The sequence below is a fragment of the Bordetella pseudohinzii genome (assembly GCF_000657795.2).
Lineage (GTDB): Bacteria > Pseudomonadota > Gammaproteobacteria > Burkholderiales > Burkholderiaceae_B > Bordetella > Bordetella pseudohinzii.
Genome location: NZ_JHEP02000002.1, coordinates 402672 through 426609 on the forward strand (window position 1 = coordinate 402672; position 23938 = coordinate 426609).

At 66.3% G+C, this 23938-nt stretch carries 19 protein-coding genes; 7 read left to right on the forward strand and 12 right to left on the reverse strand.

The genetic code is table 11. The features are described from left to right. Positions 1-18: 18 nt before the first annotated feature. Positions 19-387 carry an aspartate 1-decarboxylase gene (gene panD, locus L540_RS04070; protein WP_043212385.1) on the reverse strand — a complete coding sequence of 123 codons (369 nt, stop codon included), beginning with the start codon at positions 385-387 and terminating at the stop codon, positions 19-21. Between the two features lie 212 nt (positions 388-599). On the opposite strand from panD, the gene sugE reads away from it, so the two are divergent. Continuing rightward, positions 600-917 (forward strand): quaternary ammonium compound efflux SMR transporter SugE, encoded by a 318-nt coding sequence (sugE, locus tag L540_RS04075; protein ID WP_043212383.1) that lies wholly within the window; start codon positions 600-602, stop codon positions 915-917. 4 nt (positions 918-921) lie between these two features. Here the strand turns inward: sugE and L540_RS04080 are convergent, their stop codons facing one another. The 6 genes from L540_RS04080 to L540_RS04105 all read right to left on the reverse strand — a co-directional run bounded on the left by L540_RS04080 (position 922) and on the right by L540_RS04105 (position 5840). Then, a complete protein-coding gene (locus tag L540_RS04080) occupies positions 922-1797 on the reverse strand; it encodes an MOSC domain-containing protein (protein ID WP_043212381.1) in 876 nt (291 codons plus the stop codon). Between the two features lie 164 nt (positions 1798-1961). After that, entirely contained in the window at positions 1962-2888 is a 927-nt protein-coding gene (gene thpD, locus L540_RS04085; protein ID WP_043212379.1) for an ectoine hydroxylase, read from the reverse strand. 17 nt (positions 2889-2905) lie between these two features. After that, positions 2906-3304: an ectoine synthase gene (locus L540_RS04090; RefSeq protein WP_029578861.1), complete on the reverse strand. Its 399-nt coding sequence runs from the start codon at positions 3302-3304 to the stop codon at positions 2906-2908. After that, positions 3304-4608 (reverse strand): diaminobutyrate--2-oxoglutarate transaminase, encoded by a 1305-nt coding sequence (gene ectB, locus L540_RS04095; RefSeq protein WP_043212377.1) that lies wholly within the window; start codon positions 4606-4608, stop codon positions 3304-3306. The genes L540_RS04090 and ectB overlap by 1 nt, the downstream gene beginning before the upstream one ends. A gap of 117 nt (positions 4609-4725) precedes the next feature. Beyond that, the gene (gene ectA, locus L540_RS04100) at positions 4726-5298 is read right to left on the reverse strand and encodes a diaminobutyrate acetyltransferase (RefSeq protein WP_043212375.1); all 573 of its coding nucleotides are present in this window, start codon (positions 5296-5298) and stop codon (positions 4726-4728) included. Then, positions 5295-5840, reverse strand: a complete 546-nt coding sequence (locus L540_RS04105; RefSeq protein ID WP_043212373.1) for a MarR family winged helix-turn-helix transcriptional regulator — start codon at positions 5838-5840, stop codon at positions 5295-5297. The genes ectA and L540_RS04105 overlap by 4 nt, the downstream gene beginning before the upstream one ends. A gap of 202 nt (positions 5841-6042) precedes the next feature. Between L540_RS04105 and L540_RS04110 the strand changes: the two genes are divergently transcribed. The 4 genes from L540_RS04110 (at position 6043) to L540_RS04125 (ending at position 12144) form a co-directional block, all read left to right on the forward strand. Further along, positions 6043-7020, forward strand: a complete 978-nt coding sequence (locus L540_RS04110; RefSeq protein WP_372432962.1) for a MurR/RpiR family transcriptional regulator — start codon at positions 6043-6045, stop codon at positions 7018-7020. 30 nt (positions 7021-7050) lie between these two features. Beyond that, on the forward strand, positions 7051-8385 hold the full coding sequence (locus L540_RS04115) for an aspartate aminotransferase family protein (RefSeq protein ID WP_043212372.1): 1335 nt from the start codon (positions 7051-7053) through the stop codon (positions 8383-8385). 99 nt (positions 8386-8484) lie between these two features. After that, positions 8485-9471 (forward strand): TAXI family TRAP transporter solute-binding subunit, encoded by a 987-nt coding sequence (locus L540_RS04120; protein WP_043212370.1) that lies wholly within the window; start codon positions 8485-8487, stop codon positions 9469-9471. Positions 9472-9540: 69 nt separating this feature from the next. Next, entirely contained in the window at positions 9541-12144 is a 2604-nt protein-coding gene (locus tag L540_RS04125; protein WP_043212368.1) for a TRAP transporter permease, read from the forward strand. Here L540_RS04125 and L540_RS04130 read toward each other — a convergent pair. From L540_RS04130 to parE, 4 genes are read right to left on the reverse strand one after another with little or no spacing between them, the layout of a single operon-like run. Then, positions 12141-13310 (reverse strand): DUF418 domain-containing protein, encoded by a 1170-nt coding sequence (locus L540_RS04130; protein ID WP_043212365.1) that lies wholly within the window; start codon positions 13308-13310, stop codon positions 12141-12143. The genes L540_RS04125 and L540_RS04130 overlap by 4 nt on opposite strands. Before the next feature lie 41 nt (positions 13311-13351). After that, positions 13352-15667, reverse strand: coding sequence for a DNA topoisomerase IV subunit A (gene parC / locus L540_RS04135; protein ID WP_043212363.1), 2316 nt, complete (start codon positions 15665-15667; stop codon positions 13352-13354). A 13-nt stretch (positions 15668-15680) separates the two neighbouring features. After that, the gene (locus L540_RS04140; RefSeq protein WP_043212361.1) at positions 15681-16268 is read right to left on the reverse strand and encodes a YcxB family protein; all 588 of its coding nucleotides are present in this window, start codon (positions 16266-16268) and stop codon (positions 15681-15683) included. Further along, complete coding sequence (parE, locus tag L540_RS04145) at positions 16268-18280, reverse strand: DNA topoisomerase IV subunit B (protein WP_048025846.1); 2013 nt, start codon at positions 18278-18280, stop codon at positions 16268-16270. The genes L540_RS04140 and parE overlap by 1 nt, the downstream gene beginning before the upstream one ends. Positions 18281-18499: 219 nt before the next feature. Here parE and trxA point away from each other — a divergent pair, with 219 nt between their 5' ends. After that, on the forward strand, positions 18500-18826 hold the full coding sequence (gene trxA / locus L540_RS04150) for a thioredoxin TrxA (protein ID WP_043212357.1): 327 nt from the start codon (positions 18500-18502) through the stop codon (positions 18824-18826). A 114-nt stretch (positions 18827-18940) separates the two neighbouring features. Next, complete coding sequence (gene rho / locus L540_RS04155) at positions 18941-20197, forward strand: transcription termination factor Rho (protein ID WP_029578874.1); 1257 nt, start codon at positions 18941-18943, stop codon at positions 20195-20197. Positions 20198-20225: 28 nt separating this feature from the next. On the opposite strand, the gene L540_RS04160 is transcribed toward rho, so the two are convergent. After that, positions 20226-23864, reverse strand: a complete 3639-nt coding sequence (locus tag L540_RS04160; protein ID WP_043212354.1) for a YhdP family protein — start codon at positions 23862-23864, stop codon at positions 20226-20228. Positions 23865-23938 lie beyond the last annotated feature (74 nt).

A 23938-nucleotide genomic window follows, 5' to 3' on the forward strand; every position in this document is an offset into this window, starting at 1 on the left:
CCCCCGGGCGCCCGCGATTCAGTCGGGAAACTTGCGGATTTCCTTGACGCGGTTGGTCTCGTCGACGAGGACCACCTTGGGCTTGTGCCGGGCCGAGTCTTCTTCCGACATCGGGCCATAGGTGCAGATGATCATCAGGTCGCCCACCTGGGCGCGGCGCGCCGCGGCCCCGTTGAGCGAAATGGCGCCGCTGCCGCGGGCCGCCTTGATGATATAGGTGTCGAAGCGCTCGCCATTGGTGACGTTGTAGAGCTCGATGCGCTCGAACTCTCGCATGCCGGCTGCGTCCAGCAGGTCTTCGTCGATGCCGCAAGAGCCTTCGTAGTGGAGGTCGGCTTCGGTGACCGTGACGCGGTGCAGCTTTGCACGCAGCATGATGCGTTGCATAAAAAAATTCCTGGGTATGCGGGCCGGACCGCGAATGTTGCCGTGCCGCCCGAAGGGACGACCGCGGCCAGGAAAATTCCGGCTTGGCTCCTGGCCGACCGCTATTTTATAATTTTTGAGCCCCGGGACGACCCGGGGTCCACCGCGACATCCGGGGACGGCCCCCTGGCCTGGCCGCCTTGCCTGCCAGCCAAGCAACAGGGAGCATCACCATGACCTGGATCATCCTCGTCCTCGCCGGCCTCTTTGAAGTCGTTTGGGCGGTCGGTCTCAAATACACCCACGGTTTCACGCGCCTATGGCCCTCCGTCATCACGGTGGCGGGCATGATCGTGAGCTTCTGGCTGCTGGCCACCGCCATGAAAAGCCTGCCGCTGGGCACCGCTTACGCCGTCTGGGTCGGCATCGGCACCATCGGCGCCTTCGTGGCCGGCATCGTGCTGTTTGGCGAAGCCCTGAGCGGCCTGCGCGTGGTCAGCGTGCTGCTTATCGTCGCGGGCCTGATCGGCCTGAAGCTGGCCAGCGGCTGAGGCCTCAAAAATCCAGTTCGACCTCGGCGCTGTCGCCCACGCGCAGCGTCGCCCCGCCCCGCGTGTCCACGATGCCGTTCTGGCCGAAGACGACGCCGATCTCCAGCTGGCGGTAAGCCGCCAGCGTCAGGCCCGGCTCCTGCCGGGGCACGGCGGTCGACTGGTCGACGTCCGGGACGCTGCAGCGGGTGCAGGGCTTGACCAGGGCCACGCGCATATGGCCGAAATCCACAGTGACGGTCGCGTCTTCTTCGAAGGCGGCCCAATCCTCGCCTTCGAGCACGATGTTCGGACGGAAACGATCCATGGGCACGGGCTCGACGCCCTTGGCGGCCAGGCGCTGGTTCAGGTCGTCCAGCGACGCCTGGTTGGCCACCAATAGCGGGAAGCCGTCGGCAAAGCCAAAGAAATGGTCGCCATCGAAAGCGTCCGCCGCCTCGGGATGGCGCTCGCGCCAGCGCGAGACCCACTCTTCGCGCGCCGGACGCCGGGCCTCGCGGTCCACCTTCATGAGCCGGCAAGGCTCGCCCAGGAAGCGGCTCAGCCAATCGGCGAGCGCGGCGCTTTCGGCGCGGGCCGGCACCATATCGCGCCAGACCTCCACGGTTTCCAGCGTTTCGGCCAACTGGCTGCCATCCAACGGCACCTCGATATCGTCCATGTCGGGCGCGCTCAGATGCAGGGCGGAGTCGGTCAGCGCCGTATGGATAAGCGCCATGCGCGGCCATTGGCGTTGCGTCATGAACTGACCCGCCGCGGTCACGATCATCCAGCGGCGGTCATGGGCCAGGCCGGCGCGATCCACCCGGCTGTGGGCAAGGTCGATGCCATGGCATGACTTGATGGGATAGATATGCAGGCTGCGAACAGTAAGCGACATGATGGCTGACGGACCGGCGAATTGACCGGGCAAGCATACCAGAGGGTCATGGAGCCAGAGCGGCCTGATTCATGGTACCAGCGCACACGTTGCGACGAAAAAAAGCCCCGGCGCGGCGCGCCGGGGCAATGTCACCGCGGGCCCTCACACCCACGGCGCCTAGCTCATCGCTCGACCAGCTTGAGCGCGTCCAGCGGCGTGACGGCCTTGAAGGCCTTGCGCGTGGCGATATGCTCGGGCCGGGGATCCAGCCCGTACTTGGGCGGATTGAGCGTGTTCTCCATGCTGTTGTAGACCATGAAGACATTGGATCTCGGCCACGGCGAGATATTGCTGTTCGAGCCGTGCATGGTGTTGCAGTCGAAGAACACCACCGATCCGGCCGGCGCCATCATGGTGCGTATGCCGCCCTGCTCGGCCAGCAATTGCAGGCTCACCGGGTCGGGCACGCCATATTCCTGCTTTTTGAGCGAGTGCTTGTAGTGCTCGCGCGGGGTCTCGCCCACGCAGGAAATGAACTGTCGGTGCGAACCGGGCACCAGCATCAGGGGGCCATTGGTTTCGTTGTTGTCCGACAGCAGCACCGAGCAGCTCAGGGCGCGCATGGCGGGCATGCCGTCCTCGACGTGCCAGGTCTCGAAGTCGGAGTGCCAATAGAACTCCTTGCCCTTGAAGCCCGGCTTCATATTGGCGCGCGACTGATGGATATAGACCTCGGAACCCAGGATCTGGCGCGCCACATTGGCCACGCGAGGGTCGCGCGACAGGCGGGCCAGGATGGGACTGAGCACATGCACCATGAAGATGGAGCGCACGGCATTGCTGCCCGGCTCGGTGATGGCCTCTTCGCGCCGCACGATGGCGGGGTCGCGCGTCATGCGTTCGACCTCGGCCAGCAGCGCGGCCACTTCTTCGGCCGAGAAGAGGTTCTCCATCAGGAGAAAGCCGTCGTTCTCGTATGACTGCAGTTGCTCGGATGTCAGCGCGTCGGCATAGCTGCCCCCGCCATAGACCACCGGATCCTGACGCGCGATGATGGCTGCGGCGCGGTCTGTCCGCGACGCATACGGGTCCTGCGCAGTGGAAATCATCGTCAGCCTCCTATCGTTCAGGCCGCCTCGGCCTCGGGCAAGGCATAGACGCCGTCGGCGTCATGCACTTCCTGGCCGGTCAGCGGCGGGTTGAACACGCAGATCACGCGCAGCGGCTCCTTGCCGCCGCACAGCCAGTGTTCGTCGTGCTCGTTCAGGGCGTAGACCACGCCCGGTCCCAGTTCGTAGCGCTTGCCGTCGGCGATCGTCTCGATAGAGCCATCGCCCTCGATGCACCACACCGCTTCAAGATGGTTCTTGTAGTGGATATGGGTGCGGGTTCCCGGGAAAATGGTGGTCTCGTGGAACGAGAAACCCATGTTGTCCTTCTTGAGCAGCACGCGGCGGCTCATCCAGGTATCGGTGCGCACTTCGTCGGGGGTTCCGATCACATCTTTGACGTTGCGGACGATCATTAGCGTTTACCTCCAAAATTGAGAACACGGGCCGAGGACTGCTTCTGGCCCAGGGCTTCGGCGACGCTGGCCTCGATCACATCCAGGCCGCGGGCGAGAAGCTCATCCTCGATGGTCAGGGCGGGCAGCAGCTTGAGCACTTCGTCATGCGCGCCCGAGGTCTCGATCACCACGCCGCGCTCGAAGGCCTTGCGGGCGATCTCGTTGGCCAGTTCCGGGGTGGTGGTGGCCACCAGCCCCTGGATCAGGCCGCGGCCGCGCACGGCCAGGCCGGCGTTGGGATAGCTGTGCGCCAGGTTCTCGAGCCAGTCGCGCACGACGCGCTCCTTGCGCTGCACCTCGTTGGAGAAGGCATCGCTGGCCCAGTAGGTATCCAGCGCCTCGGCGGCCGTCACGAAAGCGAGGTTGTTGCCGCGGAAGGTGCCGCTATGCGCGCCCGGCTTCCAGATGTCGAGCTCGGGCTTCATCAGCACCAGCGACATGGGCAGCCCGAAGCCGGAAAGCGACTTGGACAGGGTGATGATGTCGGGGCGGATACCGGCCGACTCAAAGCTGAAGAAGCTGCCGGTGCGGCCGCAACCCACCTGGATGTCATCGACGATGAGCAGCATGTCATGCCGGCGGCACAGCTTTTCCAGCTCCTTGAGCCAGCGCAGCGTGGCGACATTGACACCACCCTCGCCCTGCACCGTCTCGACAATCACGCCGGCGGGTTTGTCCAGGCCGCTGCTGGGGTCTTCCAGCATGCGCTCCAGATAAGCGATGGTGTCGACGTCGGGCCCGAAATACCCGTCATAGGGCATGAACGTGGTATTGGCCAATGCATAGCCGGCGGCGTCGCGGAATTTCACGTTGGCGGTGGCCGACAGCGAACCGCCGCTGACGCCATGAAAACCGTGGGTGAAGGAAATGATGTTGGGGCGACCCTTGACCTGGCGCGCGATCTTCAGCGCCGCTTCCACCGCGTTGGTGCCGGTGGGGCCGGTGAACTGCAGGGTGTACTTCCAGTTGCGCGGCTTGAGCAGCACACGCTCGAAAGTCTCGAGAAAGCGCTTTTTCGCGCTGGTGGCCATGTCCAGGCCGTGCACCACGCCGTCGGCGGCCAGGTACTCCAGCAGTTTTTCCTTGAAGACGGGATTGTTGTGGCCGTAGTTGAGCGTGCCTGCGCCACTGAAGAAGTCGATGTACTCACGGCCTTCTTCATCTATCAGCAAAGACCCGCGAGCCTGGCTGAATATCACCGGAAAGGACCGGATGTAGCCGCGCACTTCGGACTCCATCCGGTCAAAAATCTTCAAATCCATGTGATCCTCCCTATCTGTAGTTGAGGGACGACAAGTCCCAGGCCGCCCCCTTGCGGGACCGGCTGGACAAGCATCCAGAGGTGTTGCAGGACCGCGCGGCCCCTGCCCCGCTAAGGCTTAGTGGGGCACCGGCGCAAACGGCCCTATCTTCAACAACATCTCGTCGTCATGGTCCGCACCGCCAAACACCTGCCGGTCGAAATACGGCTGTTCGGAGATGTGGGCGCCCAATTCGGCGGCCAAGCCGGCGAAGGTACGGCGCGAGGCCTGGTTGTCAGGCCCCACGGTGGTTTCGAGATGGCGAACCTGACTGAGCGCGTCGCGTCGCAGCAGCGCGTTCAGCATGGCGCGGGCCAGTTTCTGGCCACGCGCGCTTTCATGCACCGCGACCTGCCAGACGAACAAGACGTCAGGCCGGGTCGGCGGCTGATATGCGGAGATAAACCCATCGATGCGCCCGCCGGCGCTCTCGGCCACCACGCAGGTGGCGCTGTGATGCTCGCACAGGAGCAGATAGGCATAGAGCGAATTGAGGTCCAGCGGCGGGCAGTCTGCGATCAGCCGGTGGATGGCAGGGCCATCGGCCAGGCGCGGGGCCCGCATCTGATGGCTCTGTGCTTGAGGGGCCGCGCCGGGCGCGGCCGTGTGAGGGGAAAACGTAGCGAGTGTCTGTGTTTCGATATTTCTCATACAACCAACCCCGATTCAGGCGGCGCGCCGCCCGTCGGGACCTCCAGAATGGGTGAGGCAGGGTCACCATGGGCGTCGGCCACATGTCCCTCCTCTTCCATCAGGGCCACGATGCGCTCCAGCGAGAGCGTGATCGTGGCCTGCTCCAGTTCGGGCAGCGCATTGAGCGCGTCCGCCAGATGCTTCTGCAAGGGCGAAGGCGCCTGGGACGCCAGCGTGCGGCCGGCGTCGGTGGCGGTGACAAACACGATGCGGCGGTCCTCGCGGCCGCGCTCGCGGCGGACCAGCCCCTTGTCTTCCAGGCGGTCGAGGATGCCGACCACCGTGCTCGGGCTGACATGGATTTCGCGGCTGATCGCGGTGGCCGTCATCGGGCCGTTGCGGATAACCGTGCGCAGGCACATCAGCTGCGGCGCAGTGATGTGGCTGACCGCGGCGAGCTGACGCGAATGCAGGGCGATCGAGCGCGTGATGCGGCGCAGGGCGCGCAGGATGCGCAGGTCGTACTGCTGTGAGGGTTCCGTCGTGCTGACGCTGTTCATGTCTGTGGTTCGAAAATTAATTTCTATACGAATGATATGGACCGATGCGATTCAAGTCAAACCAAAATTCCCTGCACGATGTAATTAAATGAACACCGATTTGATGAAGATGACAAAAAATGCCGTTTTCTCAGGGGCTTGCCCGGGCAATCGTAACAAATGGGGACGTGTTTATTAGCGCTTTCCCCAGGTCTGATAAAACATATGTTTTTTCTTTGATCGCAGATATATCATCTGTTTTTTTGGAGCGCCTGTCTTGATCCCCACCCTGCCCAGCGACCTGATCGAAGCCTTGCAGGCGCGCATCGAACAACTGCCGCCGGAGCTGCAGCGCGCCGCGCGCTGGGTGGTTGCCCACCCCGCCGAAGTGGGCCTGTGGTCCATGCGGCGCCAGGCCCAGAACCTGGGCGTGGCGCCCGCCACCATGCTGCGCCTGGCGCGGGCGGCCGGCTATGACAGCTATGAGGCCTTTCGCAAGCCCTTTCAGCAGGTGCTGGCCGGCCGCGCGCGCGGCGACTTCCATGATCGCGCGGCTGCCCTGCAGGCGGCCGCCTCCCAGGGCGGCCATGCCGTGCTGACCCAATACCAGATCGCCGCCATGCAGTCGGTGTGCACCCTCAATCCGACGGACAGCTTCGATGCCACGGCCCGCACATTGCTGGCCGCGCGCCAGGTGGGTTTTCTGGGCACGCGCTCGGCCTTCGGCATCGCCTACCAGATGCGCTATGCCTTCCAGCTCGTGCGGCGCAACAGTGTGCTGATCGACGGCCTGGGAGGCACCGCGGCCGAGGATGCCGACACGCTGCAGGAAGGCGACGCCCTGGTGGTCATTTCCCAGGCCCCCTACCCCGCGGCCTCGGTCCGCCTGGCCCGCCAGGCCGCCGCGCGCGGCGTGGCGCTGGTGGCCTTGACCGACGACCCGCTTTCGCCGCTGGCCGTGGGCGCGCGCCATGCCCTGTGCTTCAGCCCGCCGGACCGCGCCGACGTCGAGGCCTCCCACCAGGGGCCGGGCTCCTTTTTCCATACCACCGCCGGCCTGCTAGGCCTGGCCGAACACCTGATCGCGCGCCTGGCCGCCCTGGGCGGGCAGGCCGTGCTCAGCCGCCTGGCCGAAGTCGAGGCGCGCTTGAGCGAGGACGAGGTCTATTGGACCGCGCCGCGCCGCGCGCCCGCGGCCTGAACTCCCTTTCGCCATTTTGGATATCTCACCATGAGCAACACCCATGTCATGCATCGCTCCCTGCGCCAGACGCCGCCCGTGGCAACCCGCGGCTCGGGCGTGTGGGTCTATGACAGCGAGGGCCGTTCCTATATCGACGGTTCGGGCGGCGCGGCCGTTTCCTGCCTGGGGCACAACCACCCCGACGTGCAGGCCGCCATGCACGCCCAGATCGATGCCATCTCCTATGCCCATACCGGCTTTTTCACCACCGAGGTGGCGGAACGCCTGGCCGACCGCCTGGTCGCCAGCGCGCCGGAGGGCACCAGCCATGCCTATTTCGTTTCGGGCGGCTCGGAGGCGGTCGAAGCGGCCCTGAAGATGGCGCGCCAGTATTTCGTGGAGATCGGCCAGCCCGAGCGCCGCCATATCGTGGCGCGCCGCCAGAGTTATCACGGCAATACGCTGGGCGCCCTGGCCGTGGGCGGCAATGCCTGGCGCCGCGCGCAGTTCGCGCCGCTGCTGATCGACGTCAGCCATGTATCGCCCTGCTATGCCTATCGCGATCAATTGCCGGGCGAAAGCGACGACCAGTACACGGACCGGCTGGCCGCCGAGCTGGAGGCGACCTTCCAGGCCCTGGGCCCGGCGACGGTCATGGCTTTCGTGGCCGAGCCCGTCGTGGGCGCCACGGCCGGCGCCCTCACCGCGGTGCCGGGGTATTTCCGCAAGATCCGCGCCGTGTGCGACCGCCATGGCGTGCTCTTCATCGCCGACGAGGTCATGTGCGGCATGGGCCGCACGGGCACGCTATACGCCGTCGAGCAAGAGGGCGTCACGCCGGACCTCATCACCATCGCCAAGGGCCTGGGCGGGGGCTACCAGCCCATCGGCGCCGTCATGGCGCAGGGCCGCATTGTCGAGGCCATGCGCGCCGGCAGCGGTTTTTTCCAGCACGGGCACACCTATCTGGGCCACGCCGTGGCCTGCGCCGCCTCCCTGGCCGTGCAGGAAGTCATCGAGCGCGACCGCTTGCTGGCGCGCGTGCGCCAGCAAGGCGAAGGATTGATGCAGCGCCTGCGCGCGGCGCTGGGCGAACACCCCCATGTCGGCGATATCCGCGGACGCGGCCTCTTCCTGGGCGTGGAGCTGGTGGCCGACCGCGCCAGCAAGACGGTCTTCGATCCGGCGCTGGCCGTGCACGCGCGCGTCAAGCGCGAGGCCATGGCCCGCGGGCTCATGGTCTACCCGATGGGCGGCACCATAGACGGCCGCCAGGGCGACCACGTCCTGATCGCCCCGCCCTTCATCATCAGCGATGACGAACTCGATCAACTGACCGACCGCCTGCGCGGCGCCATCGACGCCGCCACCGCGCGCGGCTAGCCATAACGCTTTCATCAAAGGCGTATTGCTCGCGGGCAATGCGCCATCCGCCGGCGCAGACCGGCCTATCACGGGGAAATACCCCCAAAAGGAGTTTGCATGAACGCCAAACACACTTTGGGCAATCGCTGGGCGCTGGCGGCCGCGGGCCTGGCCATCGCCCTTGCCACGAGCACGCCCGCCTCGGCGCAACAGAAGTTCGTCAGTATCGGCACGGGCGGCGTCACCGGCGTCTACTATGCCGCGGGCGGCGCCATCTGCCGCCTGGTCAACAAAGACCGCTCCTCACATGGCATCCGCTGCTCGGTGGAGTCCACGGGCGGCTCTGTCTTCAACGCCAACACCATCAAGGCCGGCGAACTGGACCTGGGCGTAGTGCAATCCGACGTGGGCTATAACGCCTATCACGGCGAAGGCCAGTTCAAGCAGGCCGGCGCCTTCCCCAAGCTGCGCTCGGTCTTCTCCATCCATCCCGAGCCTTTCACCGTGGTGGCCCGCAAGGAAGCCAACATCGGCAAGTTCGAGGACTTCAAGGGCAAGCGCTTCAACGTGGGCAACCCCGGTTCGGGCACGCGCGCCTCGATGGAAGAGCTGCTGTCCTCCATGGGCTGGACCCTGAAGGATTTCTCGCTGGCCTCTGAACTGCGCCCCGACGAGCATGGTTCGGCGCTGTGCGACGGCAAGATAGACGGCTTCTTCTACGGCGTGGGCCATCCCTCGGCCAATATCCAGGACCCCACCACCAGCTGCGGCGCCAAACTGGTGTCGCTGACCGGCCCGGCGGTCGACAAACTGGTGGCCAAGTATCCCTATTACGCCCACGCCACCATCCCCGCGGGGCTCTATCCCAACAATCCCCAGGAAACCAAGACCTATGGCGTGACGGCCACCTTCGTGACCTCGGCCGATGTGCCGCAGGAGACTGTCTATCTCGTGGTCAAGGCGGTGTTCGACAACTTCGAAGACTTCAAGAAACTTCACCCGGCCTTCGCCAACCTGAAGAAGGAAGACATGGTCAAGAACGGCCTGTCCGCGCCTTTGCATCCGGGCGCTGAAAAGTACTTCAAGGAAAAAGGCCTGCTCTGATGCGGTGCCCGCGCCCGGCAACGGGCGCGATCAGCGCGCGCTGCGCGCCAAGACAAGTAGGGGAAGTCCATGACTCAACACTCCACCACGGCCGATCTCGAACAGATGGTGGCCGAGGCCGACAGGGGGGGCCGCCACGCGGGCGGCCTGGCCGGCGCGGTACTGGCCGCCGGCGCGCTGCTCTGGTCGCTGTTCCAACTTTGGTATGCCTCGCCGCTGCCTTTCGCCCTGAACTGGGGCATTTTCAACGATACCGAGGCCCGGGCCCTGCACCTGGGCATCGCGATGTTCCTGGGCTATCTGGCCTACCCGGCCAGCAAGCGCGCCGCGCGCGACCACATGCCCTGGTATGACTGGCTGCTGGCCCTCGCGGCCGGCTTCTGCGGCGCCTACCTCTATCTCTTCTACAAAGAGCTGGCCGACCGCCCCGGACAGCCCACGCCGCTGGACGTGGCCTCGGCGGTGGCGGGCCTGCTTTTGCTGCTGGAAGTCACCCGGCGCGCCCTGGGCCTGCCGATGACGGTGTTGGGCGCGGTGTTCGTGGCCTATGTCCTGCTCGGGCCCTGGATGCCCGATGTGCTGGCGCACCGGGGCGCGTCGATCGAGCGCCTGATGTCGCATATGTGGCTGACCACCGAAGGCGTCTTCGGGGTGGCGCTGGGCGTTTCGGTCTCGTATATCTTCATCTTTGTGCTGCTGGGCTCCTTGCTGGACAAGTGCGGCGCCGGCAACTACATGATGCAGGTCTCCTTCGCCCTGCTCGGGCATCTGCGCGGCGGGCCGGCCAAGGTGGCCGTGGTGTCCTCCGCCGTCAACGGCCTGGTGTCGGCCTCCTCGGTGGCCAATGTGGTCACCGGCGGCATCTTCACCATCCCGCTGATGCGCAAGGCCGGCTACGGCGCGGTGCGCGCCGGGGCCATCGAAACCGCCTCCTCCGTCAATGGGCAGATCATGCCGCCGGTCATGGGCGCGGCGGCCTTCCTGATGATCGAATACGTCGGCATCCCCTACACGGACATCATCCGCCACGCCATCCTGCCGGCCTCGATCTCGTATATCGCGCTGTTCTACATCGTCCACCTGGAAGCGCTCAAGCTGGGCATACAGCCCATGATGTCGGCCGGCCAGGCGCGCACGCCGCTGCAGAAGCTGGCCGGCTGGGGCATGGGCATCAGCGGCACGCTGATCGTCATGGGCGCGGTCTATTGGATAGGCACCGGCGTGCAGGCGCTGGCCGGCGCGGCCGCGATCTGGATACTGCTGGCCTTGCTGGCCCTGCTCTATGTCTGGCTGCTGCGCGTGGCGGCCCGCCATCCCGACCTGCCGCAGGACATCGACATCGAACATCCCGTGCGGCCCCAGCCCTGGCCCACCGTCAGGGCCGGCCTGCACTTCCTCATTCCCATCGGCATCCTCGTGTGGTGCTTGAGCGTGGAAGAGCTCTCGGCCGGCCTGTCGGCCTTCTGGGCGGCCCTGGCCATGCTGGCGCAGATGGTCACCCAGCGCCCCATCATCGCCTGGTTCCGCGGCCAACCCGCCGGCCCGGGCTGGCGCCAGGGTTGGCATGATGCGCTGACAGGCCTGCAGGACGGCGCGCGCAACATGATAGGCATCGCGATTGCCTGCGGCACGGCCGGCCTGATCGTGGGCGCGATCACGCTCACCGGCCTGGGCCTGCGCATGACGGCTTTCGTCGAACTGGTTTCCATGGGCAATGTCCTGCTCATGCTGATCTTCACGGCCATCGTCTGCCTGATCTTGGGCCTGGGCATGCCCACGACGGCGAACTACATCCTCATGGCCACGCTGATGGCGCCGGTCGTGGTCGAGCTGGGCGCGCAAAGCGGCCTGGTCATCCCGCTGATCGCCGTGCACATGTTCGTCTTCTACTACGGCATCATGGCCGACATCACGCCGCCGGTCGGCCTGGCCACCTTCGCCGCCGCGGCCATCTCCGGCGCGGATCCGATCAAGACCGGCATCCAGGGCGTGACCTATGCCATGCGCACCGCCGTGCTGCCCTTCATGTTCGTCTTCAATCCGGCCCTGCTGCTGATCGACGTCAACTACGGCTGGGAACTGGCCATGGTGGTCGCCGGCGCCACGCTGGCCTCGCTGACCTTCGCGGCCGCCACCATGGCCTGGTTCCGCGAGCGCTGCACGGCGCTGGAAGTCCTGGCCTTGCTGCTGGCGACCTTCATGCTGTTCCGGCCCGACTGGTTCATGAACCACCTGGCCGAGCCGCACCAGAACCAGAGCGCGCAAACGCTGCTGCGCACGGCGGCGGAGCTGCCTGACGGCGCGCGCCTGATCGCCACGGTGCGGGGGGTGAATATCGAAGGCGACGAGCTGACCAAGACCGTGGCGGTGGCTCTGCCCGCGCTGCCGGAGACCGAAACGCTCACGGGCGAGGCGGCCGGGCGCAAGCGGCTGGCCGACGCCGGCCTGAGTTTCATGGCCCTGGGCGACCAGGTCCAGGTCTCCAACGTGCGCTTCGGCAGCGCCGCGCGGCGCTCGGGCTGGGAACAGGGCTGGGACATCGTGGAAATCAAGACGCCCAATCCGGCTCGCTGGTCGGAGTTCTGGTTCTATGTGCCGGCGCTGCTCATCCTGGCGGCCATCTGGTGGCGCCAGGGCCGCCGCGCGCCGGCCGGCAAGGCGCGGATGGCCTAGTCCGCCACCCGCCAGGCGGGCCTGCGCCACAAAGTCAGCGCGCGCAGGCCCCATTCCACCGGACCATAGGCATGGCCGCGCAGCCACCAGGCCGACAAGGGCAGCTGGATGGCGAAAACCGCCACGGCCAGTCCCAGCGTCGCGGCCGGCGACACCTCGCCCATCCCGCCCAGGCCCCAGGCGGTGAACAGCCAGGCGCCGGCCAGCGACTGCAGCAGATAGTTGGACAGCGCCATGCGGCCCGCCGGCGCCAGGCAGGCCTGCAGGGCCGGCCAGCGGCGACAGGCCAGCAGAAAGAGCGCGCCATAGCCCAGCGTCTGCAAGGGCGCGGTGAACAATCCCAGGCCCAGCCCGGCCAGGCTCCAGGCCGGTGACCAGGGCGGCTCGGTACTCAGGGCATAAAGCGCCGAGCCGGCCAGCCCGACGGGCAAGGCCAGCCAGGCCAGTCCTCGCAGAACGGCCGAGGGCGCCGCGGCCAGGGCCTGACGCTTGCCCAGGGCCATGCCGGCCAGAAACATGGCCAGCACATTGGGGCCCTGCACGCCGAACACCATGATCCAGACTTCGCCGGTCAAGTCGTTCCAATGCTGGGCGATCACCTGGGCGACGCTGCCCCGATAGGCCGCCACGGCGGCAAGGATGTCGGCCTGCTGCGCCAGCAGCGCCTCGCCAGTCCAAGGCTCATCGACGGCCAGCAAGCCAACCGCCAGCCAGAAGCCTGCCCCGAGCGCGATCAGGCCCAGGGCCGTGAACAGCGCGCGCCTGGGCGTCCAATGCCGCCAACGCAGCAACAGCAGGCCGATCAGGCCATAGGCCAGCAGAATATCGCCCTGGTAGAGGAGCAAGGCGTGGGCCAGGCCCAGCAGCATCAAACCCAGGAAGCGGCGGCGCAGGCGCTTGACAGGATCGGCGCCGGCCCGATGCGCGGCCTCGAACTGCAGCGTGAAGCTATAGCCGAACAGAAAGGCGAACAGCAGGTAGAACTTGGTCTCGAACAACAGGGCGACCAGCATCTGCACCGCCCGGTCGATCGGCCGATCGAAGTGGGGATCGGCCAGGCCCGAGCCGAGATAAGGCAGGGCGAACACCTGGTAATTGACCACGACGATGCCCAGCAGCGCGAGTCCGCGCAGGGCATCGAGTTGCGGCAGGCGGGAAGACGTCATGCGATGGCCGGCAAAGCGCGGGGGCCGAGGCCCCCGCGGGTCTACAGCACAGGCGAGAGCAAGGGCTGCTTGGGACGCACATCCAGCGCGCGCCCCTTGCGGGCGCGCTTGCCAACATAGGGTGCGAGCGTGGCGCCCACGAGAACGTCCTCGGTGGGCTTGTTGCGGTAGATGCCCGCGGCGCGCAGGCCGCCGGCGCCGATGGGCACGGCCTGATCCAGGCGGTCGTTGGCGTCCAGGCCCATGAGGATGGTGCCGCGCCCGCCGCCCGACAGGCTCTTGAGTTCATCCAGGCCGAAGACCAGCAGCTTGCCCTTGGAAGACAGCAGGGCCAGCTGATTCGCGCCCTCGAACAGCGGCACCGGCCGCAGCAGGGCATCGCCCTTTTCGAGCGTGACGAACTGCTTGCCCGCGCGCTGGCGGCTGCTCATGTCCGACAAACGGGTGGCGAAGCCATAACCGCTCTGCGTGGCCAGCAGCCAGCGGCTGTCGGGCGCGGCGGCCACCGTATGCACGATGCGCGTGCCCGCCTCGAGATCGATCATGGTGGTCACGGGCTGGCCATCGCCGCGCGCCGACGGCAGGCCGGCGACCGCCACCGAATACACGCGCCCGTTGTCGCCCAGGGCGATCAGCGTATCGGTGGTGCGGCATTCGAAGGCGCCATACAGATCATCGCCCTGCTTGAAGCTGAACTGGCTGGCGTCATGGCCATGGCCCTGGCGGGCGCGCAGCCAGCCATTGCGCGAGACGATGACGGTCACCGGTTCATCGACCACCTTGGTTTCGAGTACGGCGCGCTCGGCGCTTTCGATGAGGGTGCGGCGCTCATCGCCATACTGCTTGGCGTCGCTCTCGATTTCCTTGATGAGCGTGCGCTTGAGCGAGCTGGGATTGTCCAGCAGGTCTTGCAGGCGCAGCTGCTCTTCGCGCTTGTCGGCAAGCTCCTGCTCGATCTTGAAGCCTTCCAGGCGCGCCAGTTGGCGCAAGCGCATCTCCAGGATGTCTTCGGCCTGGCGCTCGGTCAGGTCAAAGCGCGCCATCAGCGCCTGCCTGGGCTCGTCGGATTCGCGGATAGTCTGGATCACCTCGTCGACATTGAGGTAGACCACCATGCGGCCTTCGAGCACGTGGATGCGGTCCAGGACCTTGTCCAGGCGGTAGCGCGTGCGGCGCAGCACCGTCTCGGTGCGGAAGGCCACCCACTCTTCCAGGATGTCGCGCAGGCCTTTCTGGCGCGGCCGGCTGTCGGTGCCGATGCACACCAGGTTGATCGGCACATTGCTTTCCATGCTGGTCTGGGCCAGCAGGGTATTGACGAACTCATCGCGGTCCACCCGCGAGGTCTTGGGCTCGAAGACCAGCCGCACGGCCGCATCCTTGCCCGACTCGTCACGCACCGCGTCCAGCAGCGCCAGCATCATGGCCTTGCTTTGCTGCTGCTCGGGCGTGAGCGATTTCTTGCCGGCCTTGACCTTGGGGTTGGTGAGCTCTTCGATTTCTTCGAGCACTTTCTGGCACGAGGTGCCCGGCGGCAGCTCATGGACCACCAGCTGCCACTGGCCGCGCGCCATTTCCTCGAACTGCCAGCGCGCCCGCGCCTTGAGCGAACCGCGCCCGGAGGCGTAGATCTGGGCGATGTCGGCCGCCGGCGTGATGATCTGCCCGCCGCCGGCGAAATCCGGGCCCGGGATGAGCTGCCGGATCTCTTCGTCGGCCAGCTTGGGATTGCGGATCAGGGCCACGCAAGCCTGGGCCACTTCGCGCAGGTTGTGCGAGGGAATCTCGGTGGCCATGCCCACGGCGATGCCCGAGGCGCCGTTGAGCAGCATGACCGGCAGGCGCGCCGGCAGCATCTGCGGCTCTTGCTGCGAGCCGTCGTAGTTGGGCACGAAATCGACCGTGCCTTCGTCCAGCTCGTCGAGCAGCAGGCGGGCAATCGGCGTCAGGCGGGCTTCGGTATAGCGCATGGCGGCGGCATTGTCGCCATCGCGCGAGCCGAAATTGCCGTGGCCGTCGATCAGGGGATAGCGCAGGGAGAAGTCCTGCGCCATGCGCACCATGGCGTCATAGGCGGCCTGGTCGCCGTGCGGATGGTATTTGCCCAGCACGTCGCCGACCACGCGGGCCGACTTCACGGGCTTGGCGCCGCTGTTCAGGCCCATGGCCTGCATGGCGTAGAGGATGCGGCGCTGCACGGGCTTCTGGCCATCGCCCACATCGGGCAGCGCGCGGCCGCGCACCACCGAGACGGCGTAGTCGAGATAGGCCTGCTCGGCATACAGGCCCAGCGTGATGGCGGCGTCGTCGCCGTCGGACGGGGGATCAAACAGCCCCGCTTGATTGCTGTCAGTCATGGTGTGTGTTCTGTCAATGGCTCAACAGGGCGCGCGGCACATGGGCGCGCAGTTCGGCGCGCACGGCCTGCAGGTCTTCCTCGCGCTGGCCGCGCTTGGGAATGATGACGCCTTGCGTGGGAGCAATGAAAAGAAAGAGATAGTCGGCGGTTTCCTCGGCATCGCGCACGAGGTCCCAGGGCAGGCTGCCGCTGGCGCGTTCGCCGGCGTCGGCCACGCCCTCGGGACCGAAGTCCAGGCGATGCTTGCCCAGGAAGGGGTTTTCGGGATCGCGCTTGAGGGCGCGGCGGACATTGGCGCGCGCCATGGCCGGGATCAGGCGTTCAAAACCCAGGCTCAGCAGCGCCAGCGCGACGGCCGCCACCACGGCCGCCTGGAAAAAGGTCGGCATGGCCGCGCCCCAATCCATATGGCCCTGGGCATCGCGCGTGCGCGACACGATCAGCAGCAGCAGGCCGACGATCATGATGCCCGCGAAACGCAGATGGCTGCGCAGGCGCCGCCGCTTCAATTCGCGCCGCGTATGCGCGTGCGTGATGAAAGCCTCGTAGTCCTGGACCGTCAGGTCCAGGGTGAGGCTGGCCGTCTTGACCTCGCTCATCAGATGTCCAGCTCCGCCAGGTTGCCCTTCTCTTCGATCCAGGCGCGCCGCTGGGCCGACTCGCCCTTGCCCATCAGCATGTCGAACATGCGGGTGGTGTCGGACGGCGACAGATCGCCATACCCCACCGGCAGCAGGCGCCGGGTGTCGGGGTTCATGGTGGTTTCCCAGAGCTGCTCGGGATTCATTTCGCCCAGGCCCTTGAAGCGGCTGACGCTCCAGGCGCCCTCGCGCACGCCTTCCTTGCGCAGCTTGTCCTGGGCGGCCTCCAGCTCGCCGTCGTCCAGGCAATAGATCTTGCGCGCCGGCCGCTTGCCTTGCGCCGGCACATCCAGGCGATACAGCGGGGGACGGGCCACATAGACATGGCCGGCCTCGACCAGACGCGGGAAATGCTTGAAGAACAGCGTCAGCAGCAGGACCTGGATATGCGAGCCGTCCACATCCGCGTCCGAGAGGATGCAGATGCGGCCATACCGCAGGCCGGAGAGGTCGGGGCTGTCATTGGGCCCGTGCGGATCCACGCCGATCGCCACCGAAATATCGTGGATTTCGTTGTTGGCGAACAGGCGGTCGCGATCCACCTCCCAGGAATTGAGCACCTTGCCGCGCAGCGGCAGGATGGCCTGGAACTCCTTGTCGCGCCCCATCTTGGCCGAGCCGCCGGCCGAATCGCCCTCGACCAGAAAGACTTCAGTGCGGCTGGCATCGCTGGCCTCGCAATCGGTCAGCTTGCCGGGCAGCACCGCCACGCCCGAACTCTTGCGCTTCTCGACCTTCTGGGCCGAGCGCGCTCGCGCCTGGGCCTGGCGGATGGCCAGTTCGGCCAGCTTCTTGCCGTATTCGACATTGCTGTGCAGCCAGAGATCCAGGGCGCTCTTGGCAAAGCCGCCCACCAGGCGCACCGCGTCGCGGCTGTTCAGGCGCTCCTTGATCTGGCCCTGGAATTGCGGGTCCAGCACCTTGGCCGAGAGCACGAAGCTGGCGCGCGCAAAAACGTCCTCGGGCAGCAGCTTGACGCCCTTGGGCAGCAGGCTGTGCAGTTCGGCAAAGCTCTTGACGGCCCCGAACAGCCCCTCGCGCAACCCGGACTCATGGGTGCCGCCGGCCGGCGTCGGAATCAGGTTGACATAGGACTCGCGCACGACATTGCCGTCTTCGGTCCAGGCCACGACCCATTGCGCGCCCTCGCCTTCGGCAAAGCTTTCATGATCCGAGCCCGCGTATTGCTCCCCTTCGAAAAAGGGCACCATGAGCTCGGCGTCGCCCAGGGCCTCGGACAGATAGCCGCGCAAGCCTTCCTGGTATTGCCAGGTCTTGCTGTCGCCCGTCTTTTCATTGACGAGCACCACCTTCACGCCCGACAGGAGCACCGCCTTGCTGCGCAGCAGATGGCTGAGTTCTCCCATGGGGATGTTGGGGCTGTCGAAATATTTGGGGTCGGGCCAGACCCGCACCCGGGTGCCGGACTTCTTGCGGCCGCCCTCGGGATAGGGCGCCAAGGCCTCGATGACGTCGCCGCCGGAGAACACCAGGCGATGCCCCCCGCCGTCGCGCCAGACGACGACTTCCAGGCGCTTGGCCAGCGCATTGGTCACCGATACGCCCACGCCGTGCAGGCCGCCGGAAAAGGCGTAGGCGCCGCCGCCCTGCTTGTCGAACTTGCCGCCCGCGTGCAGGCGTGTGAAAACCAGCTCCACGACGGGCGCATTTTCTTCGGGGTGCAAGCCGACCGGGATGCCCCGGCCGTCGTCCTCGACGGAAAGGCTGCCATCGGCGTGCAGCGTGACCTGGATTTGCTTGCCGTGGCCGGCCAGTGCTTCGTCGGCCGCGTTGTCGATGACCTCCTGCACGATATGCAGGGGGTTTTCGGTACGGGTGTACATACCCGGGCGCTGGCGCACAGGCTCCAGCCCCTTCAGAACGCGGATCGACGCTTCGGTGTAACGTGGTGTGGCCAAGTTATCCCCAACATCTGTGGAAAAAAACCTACATTTTACGTACAAGCCCATATCTGGCGCGGCTTTCGGTGGGATGCGCACGCCCTGAGCAGGCCGGTATTCGGTAGGATGGACGAAACAGCGAGCCGCCCAGGGCGCTCGCGCCGCATCATGCTACACAAAACCGGCAAACCCTGTTGTTATTGACAGTGGTATGCTTTAATCCTTCTAACAAACAACAAAGGCCCCGGCCCCGTTTCTGGCCCAAGGCCTCCGTCGGATATCCCCATCATGAGCGAGCAAATCAAGAACGTCAGCGACGCCAGCTTTGAAGGCGATGTGCTGAAGTCCAACCAACCCGTGCTGGTCGACTACTGGGCGGCTTGGTGCGGTCCCTGCAAGATGATCGCCCCCATCCTGGAAGAAGTCGCCAGCGAATACGCCGGCCGCCTGACCGTGGCCAAGCTGAATGTCGACGAAAACCAGGGCACGGCCGCCAAGTACGGTATCCGCGGTATCCCTACCCTCATGCTCTTTAAGGATGGCCAGGCCGCCGCGACCAAGGTCGGCGCCCTGTCCAAGTCCCAGCTCACCGCATTTCTGGACAGCGCGTTGTAAACTACGCGCAGCGGACGGCGCGGCGCCCACGGCGGCGCGCCAAGAGTACCGCGCGAGCCCGTCCGAGGCTCGCCGCCAGATCCCATCTCATATCTCTCCCCCACATTCACCGCGATGCACCTCAATGAACTGAAGGCGCTGCACGTGTCGCAGCTGCTGGAAATGGCCGCTGGCCTGGAAATCGAGAACGCCAACCGCCTGCGCAAGCAGGAGTTGATGTTCGCCATCATGAAGCGGCGCGCCAAGCAAGGCGAGCAGATCTTCGGCGACGGCGTCCTGGAAGTCCTGCCCGACGGTTTCGGTTTCCTGCGCTCGCCCGAGACCTCGTATCTGGCCAGTACCGACGACATCTATATCTCGCCGTCCCAGATCCGACGCTTCAACCTGCATACGGGCGATTCCATCGAAGGCGAAGTCCGCACGCCCAAGGACGGCGAACGCTACTTCGCGCTGGTCAAGGTCGACAAGGTCAATGGCGTCACGCCCGAGACCATCAAGCACCGGATCATGTTCGAGAACCTGACGCCGCTGCACCCCAACCAGGTGATGCGCCTCGAACGCGATATCAAGAGCGAAGAAAACCTCACCGGCCGTATCCTCGATATCTTCGCCCCCATCGGCAAGGGCCAGCGCGGCCTGATCGTCGCCCCGCCCAAGTCGGGCAAGACGGTGATGATGCAGCACATCGCGCATGCCATCACCACCAACTACCCGGATGCCGTCCTGATCGTCCTGCTGGTCGATGAGCGCCCCGAAGAAGTGACCGAAATGCAGCGCACCGTGCGCGGCGAAGTGGTCGCCTCCACCTTCGACGAGCCGGCCACGCGCCACGTGCAGGTCGCCGAAATGGTCATCGAGAAGGCCAAGCGCCTGGTCGAGATGAAAAAAGACGTGGTCATCCTGCTGGACTCGATCACCCGCCTGGCCCGCGCCTACAACACCGTGGTGCCCGCCTCGGGCAAGGTGCTGACCGGCGGCGTGGACGCCAACGCCCTGCAGCGTCCCAAGCGCTTCTTCGGCGCGGCGCGCAACCTCGAAGAAGGCGGCTCGCTCACCATCCTGGGCACGGCGCTGATCGAAACCGGCAGCCGCATGGATGAAGTCATCTATGAAGAATTCAAGGGCACCGGCAACTCCGAAGTGCACCTGGAGCGCCGCCTGGCCGAAAAGCGCGTCTACCCGGCGATCAACCTGAACAAGTCGGGCACCCGCCGCGAAGAGCTGCTGATCAAGCCCGAGCTGCTGCAGAAGGTCTGGGTGCTGCGCAAGTTCATCCACGACATGGACGAAATCCAATCCATGGAATTCATCGTGGACAAGATGCGCGCCACCAAGACCAATGCCGAATTCTTCGACATGATGAAGAAGTAAGCACGGCGGCGCGGAGTTCCTCCGCGCCTCAATGGCCGGTATCGAATTCCGGCAACGTCTGGCGGGAAGGCGTGGGCACGCTGAGTTCGACCGGCTCCACCTTGGGATCGTCCCAGGAGCCGGACACCTTGTACTCCAGCGTCATGGCGCGCGCCAGCGGCTGCTTGAGCAGCCATTGCGTCACAAAGGCGCCCAGACCCACCAGAGGATTGACCAGCGCGGCGGTCGCCACGGCCGCCCCGCTGGCATCCAGATTGGGCACCACCACGGCCTTGAGATCCCAGCGCTCGCTGATGATATTGGTGTTGCCCGCCAGCACAATGGCCGCCACGGGCCCGTTCACCTTATAGCCTTCGGTCTTCAGCACCCCGCCATCCAGCGACATCTGGCCGCGCACGGTGTCGAAGGGAAAGCCGTCGCGCAGGAGATTGACCGGATTGAAGTCCAGCCTGGCCAGGCGCTGCAGCGACTGGAAGGACAGCAGTTCCAGCAGCCGGGCCGTGCGCGAATTGACATTCAGGAAGCGCCCTTTGTCGATGCTCACCGTGGCGCTGCCGCTGATGTCGCCGGGGTTATGGGTCCATGGCAGATTGCGCCAGGTGAAATCCGCCTCGGCGCTGCCCGTGCCGGCGGCCATCACCTGCTTGAGTCCGATGCGGTCCAGGAATTTGCCGAAGTCCTTGAAGTCCGCCTGGGCCTGCACGCTCAGGCCGCGCTGATCGCTGTCCAGGCGCCAATTGCCAGTGGCCTTGAGCGTGGCGTCGGCATTCTCGATCTGCAGCTTGTCCAGGCGCCAGAGACGGCCGCGCGCGGTATTGGTCCCCAGCAACGCCAGGCTGCCCAAGGGCTTGTCGTACAGCGAGAAGTTCTGCACCTGCAGATCGATGCCGGGGATGTCCGAGAGGTCATTGCCCGAGGACAGGCTGTCCTCGGCCTTGTTGCTGTCGCTGGCGCCGCCCAGGGAAAGATGCTTGAGCCGCGCCACGATATGTCCGGCGATCGCGCCGGAGGCTTCGGTCCACTCCAGCGTGCCGGTCGCCTGGCGCGACTCCATGTCGACGCGCCACTGGGCCGGCGCGGGCCGCTGGGCAAACAGCTTGAGGTCGATGAGGTTCAGGCTGGAGGTGCGCAGGATCGCGGTCGCCAGGTTGACCTGGTTGACCACCGGCATCGTGGGCTGGCCGTTCTTGCGCGCCGTGGCCGGGTTGGCGGGCTGATCGAACGCTTCGAGGACCGCGTCCCAGCCCTGCAAGTCCAGTTCGGGCAGCGAAGCGGCCAGCGTCAGGCCCTGGCGGGGCAGGGTCGCGGCGCGGTTCACGCCCAGCGCCCCGCGGGCAAAATACGTCCCGGACTTGTCGCCGGGATCGCGCTCCAGCAGCACATTGACGTTGTCGCCCAGGCTGCCGGTCAGCCAGCGCCGGCCGCGGCTGCCGGCGTCGGTGGCGGGGCTCCATTGCAGCATGAGCGGCAATGCGGCCGCCGCGCTCTTGCCGACCGGCGCCGGCATATCGATGGCCAGGCCCGTCAGGTCCGAGCGCAGGGAAATATCGACTGAACCGCCGCGCAGGTAATTGAGCTGGCCGCGATAAGCGGTCTTGCCCGAAAAACGGTTCATCGCGCGCGCATTGATGAGCTGGGTCAGCGCATTGCCGGCCAGCGTGCCCTCGAATTGCAGCGGCTCGCTGCCCTTTTCCATCTTGCCCCAGATGCGCGCCGGCCCGCCCAGGAACTCGGCCCGGATGTCCTTGACGTGGATACCCCGTTCTGAAAAATCCAGCGCGCCGTGCACCTGGTCCAGCACCGGGATTTCCGGCATGAACTGGAAACTGTTGCCGGCAAAGACCACCTGCCCCTCGACCTTCGTGTCATCGGCGTTGAGCAGCGGCACGTCCAGCTTCAGCGGCACGTGCCAGTCCCCGGTGCCCGAGGACTCGCTCAAGGCCTCGTCCAGCAGTCCGCCCAGCGGCGAATTGGCCGCCAGCGCCAGATAGGCCGGCACCGGCCCGGAACTCATGCCGTCCAGGATGAGCCGGGCGTTGTGCTCCATATCGGGAATACGCGCGCTGACCGCCCCCAGGGTAATCACCTGCTCGGGCCCGGTGGGCACCTGGCCGCCGCCCGGCGAATCCAGCGTCAGGCTGGCCTTGTCCACGGCGAAACTGCCGCCCAGCTTCTCCAGCCTGGGCCAGGCCTTGCGGCCGGCGCGGGCGGGCGCGTAATCGACCGTCGCGTCGCTGAACTGGCCGGCAATGCGGAAGGCCCCCTGGGCGCCCGGCGCGGCGAAAGGAAAATCGTCCAGGTCGCCCTGGATGGTCACCGCCGCGTCGCGGACATCGCCTGCCGGCAAACCGATGGCCAGCCACTCGCGCGCATCGTGGTTCACCTCCAGCGGCAGATAGCGATGGATCGCGCTCATGCGGGCCCGCGTGATCGCGCCGCGCAGATCGGCCGTGCCGGCGGCGGACTTGCCCTCGGCGCGCCAGGTGCCATAGAGGCGCAATTCCACATCGTCATTGGCCAGGCGCAGCTGAGCCAGGTCCATGCGCAGCGGCTGGCCGTCCGGGCGGACAAAGCGCGTGTCCAGCTCCAGTTCGTCGGCCGCGATATCCGGAAACTCGAACAGCTCGGGCAGATGCGCGCCGGCCTGTTCGGCGTAGGCCTTGACGCTCATGCCAGCCCCATCCGGGCTCTTGGCCAGCGGCAGATCGCTCAGTTGCAGCAGATCGCCGGGCAGGCCCTGCACGCGCCAGCGCAGGCGGCGCGCGGCCAGGCCCACACTGTCCTCGCCCGGGCCGCCGGCCTGCCAGGACAGGCCGCGCGTGACGGCGTCCAGCGTGAAGTCGGCCAGCTTGCCATGATCGATCTGCAGCCAGGCGCGCGTGGCCAGCCGGCCCTGCACCCGGGGAATGTCCAGCCAGGGACGCCAGGCCAGCGGCTCGGCATCGCCCAGTTCGGCATAGATCTGGCCGCTCCAGCTGGCCGGGTTGTGCGGCTGGGAAGCAAAGAGGCTGCGGTTGAACTCGCCGCGCACGATGACGCTGGCGGCCAGTTCGCGAGGCGGACGCGCCCGCAGCGAAAAGCGATGCGAAAGACTGCCGTTGCGCACCAGCAAGTCCAGGCTGCTCAAGGCGATCTCGGGCACCTGCCGGACCTCGTCCTGCCACCGCAGCGTCGTGTCGTAGAAGGTGACTTCGCGCAGCCGCGCCAGCCAGGCAAGCAAAGGGCTGTCGTCCTGACGGTCCTGCTGGCTGGGATCGAAGGACTGCCCGGCGACCCAGATCAGGCCCTGGGCATCGCGGCGCAGCGTGATATCGGCGCCATCGACCCTGAGAGTCAGCAGCGCCGGCGACATGCGCAGCACGCTGCGCCAGCCGAGCACGGCGCTGACGGCCGGCACGGTCAGGACGGCCTCGGCGTCCTCGGCGGTATGGATGCGCACGCCGCTTAGCTTGAGCCGGGGATTCAGGCCGCGCCAGTCCGCGCTCAGATGATCGATATTGACGCGCGCGCCCAGGGCCTGGCTGGCATACTGTTCAATGCGCGGGCGCCATTCGTCGGCGCGCGGCAACACCCAGTAGCGCAGCCCCAGAAAGCCGATGGCGGCCACTCCATACAGGGCCAACAGGCCCCAGAAGAGCCAGCGAAGGACTTTGGTGGGTACACGCACGGGACTATCGGCAATTGACGCATCTTGGGGTATCGTCCCCTTATACCTGAAACCGGCCCCGCCGTCTTCCCATA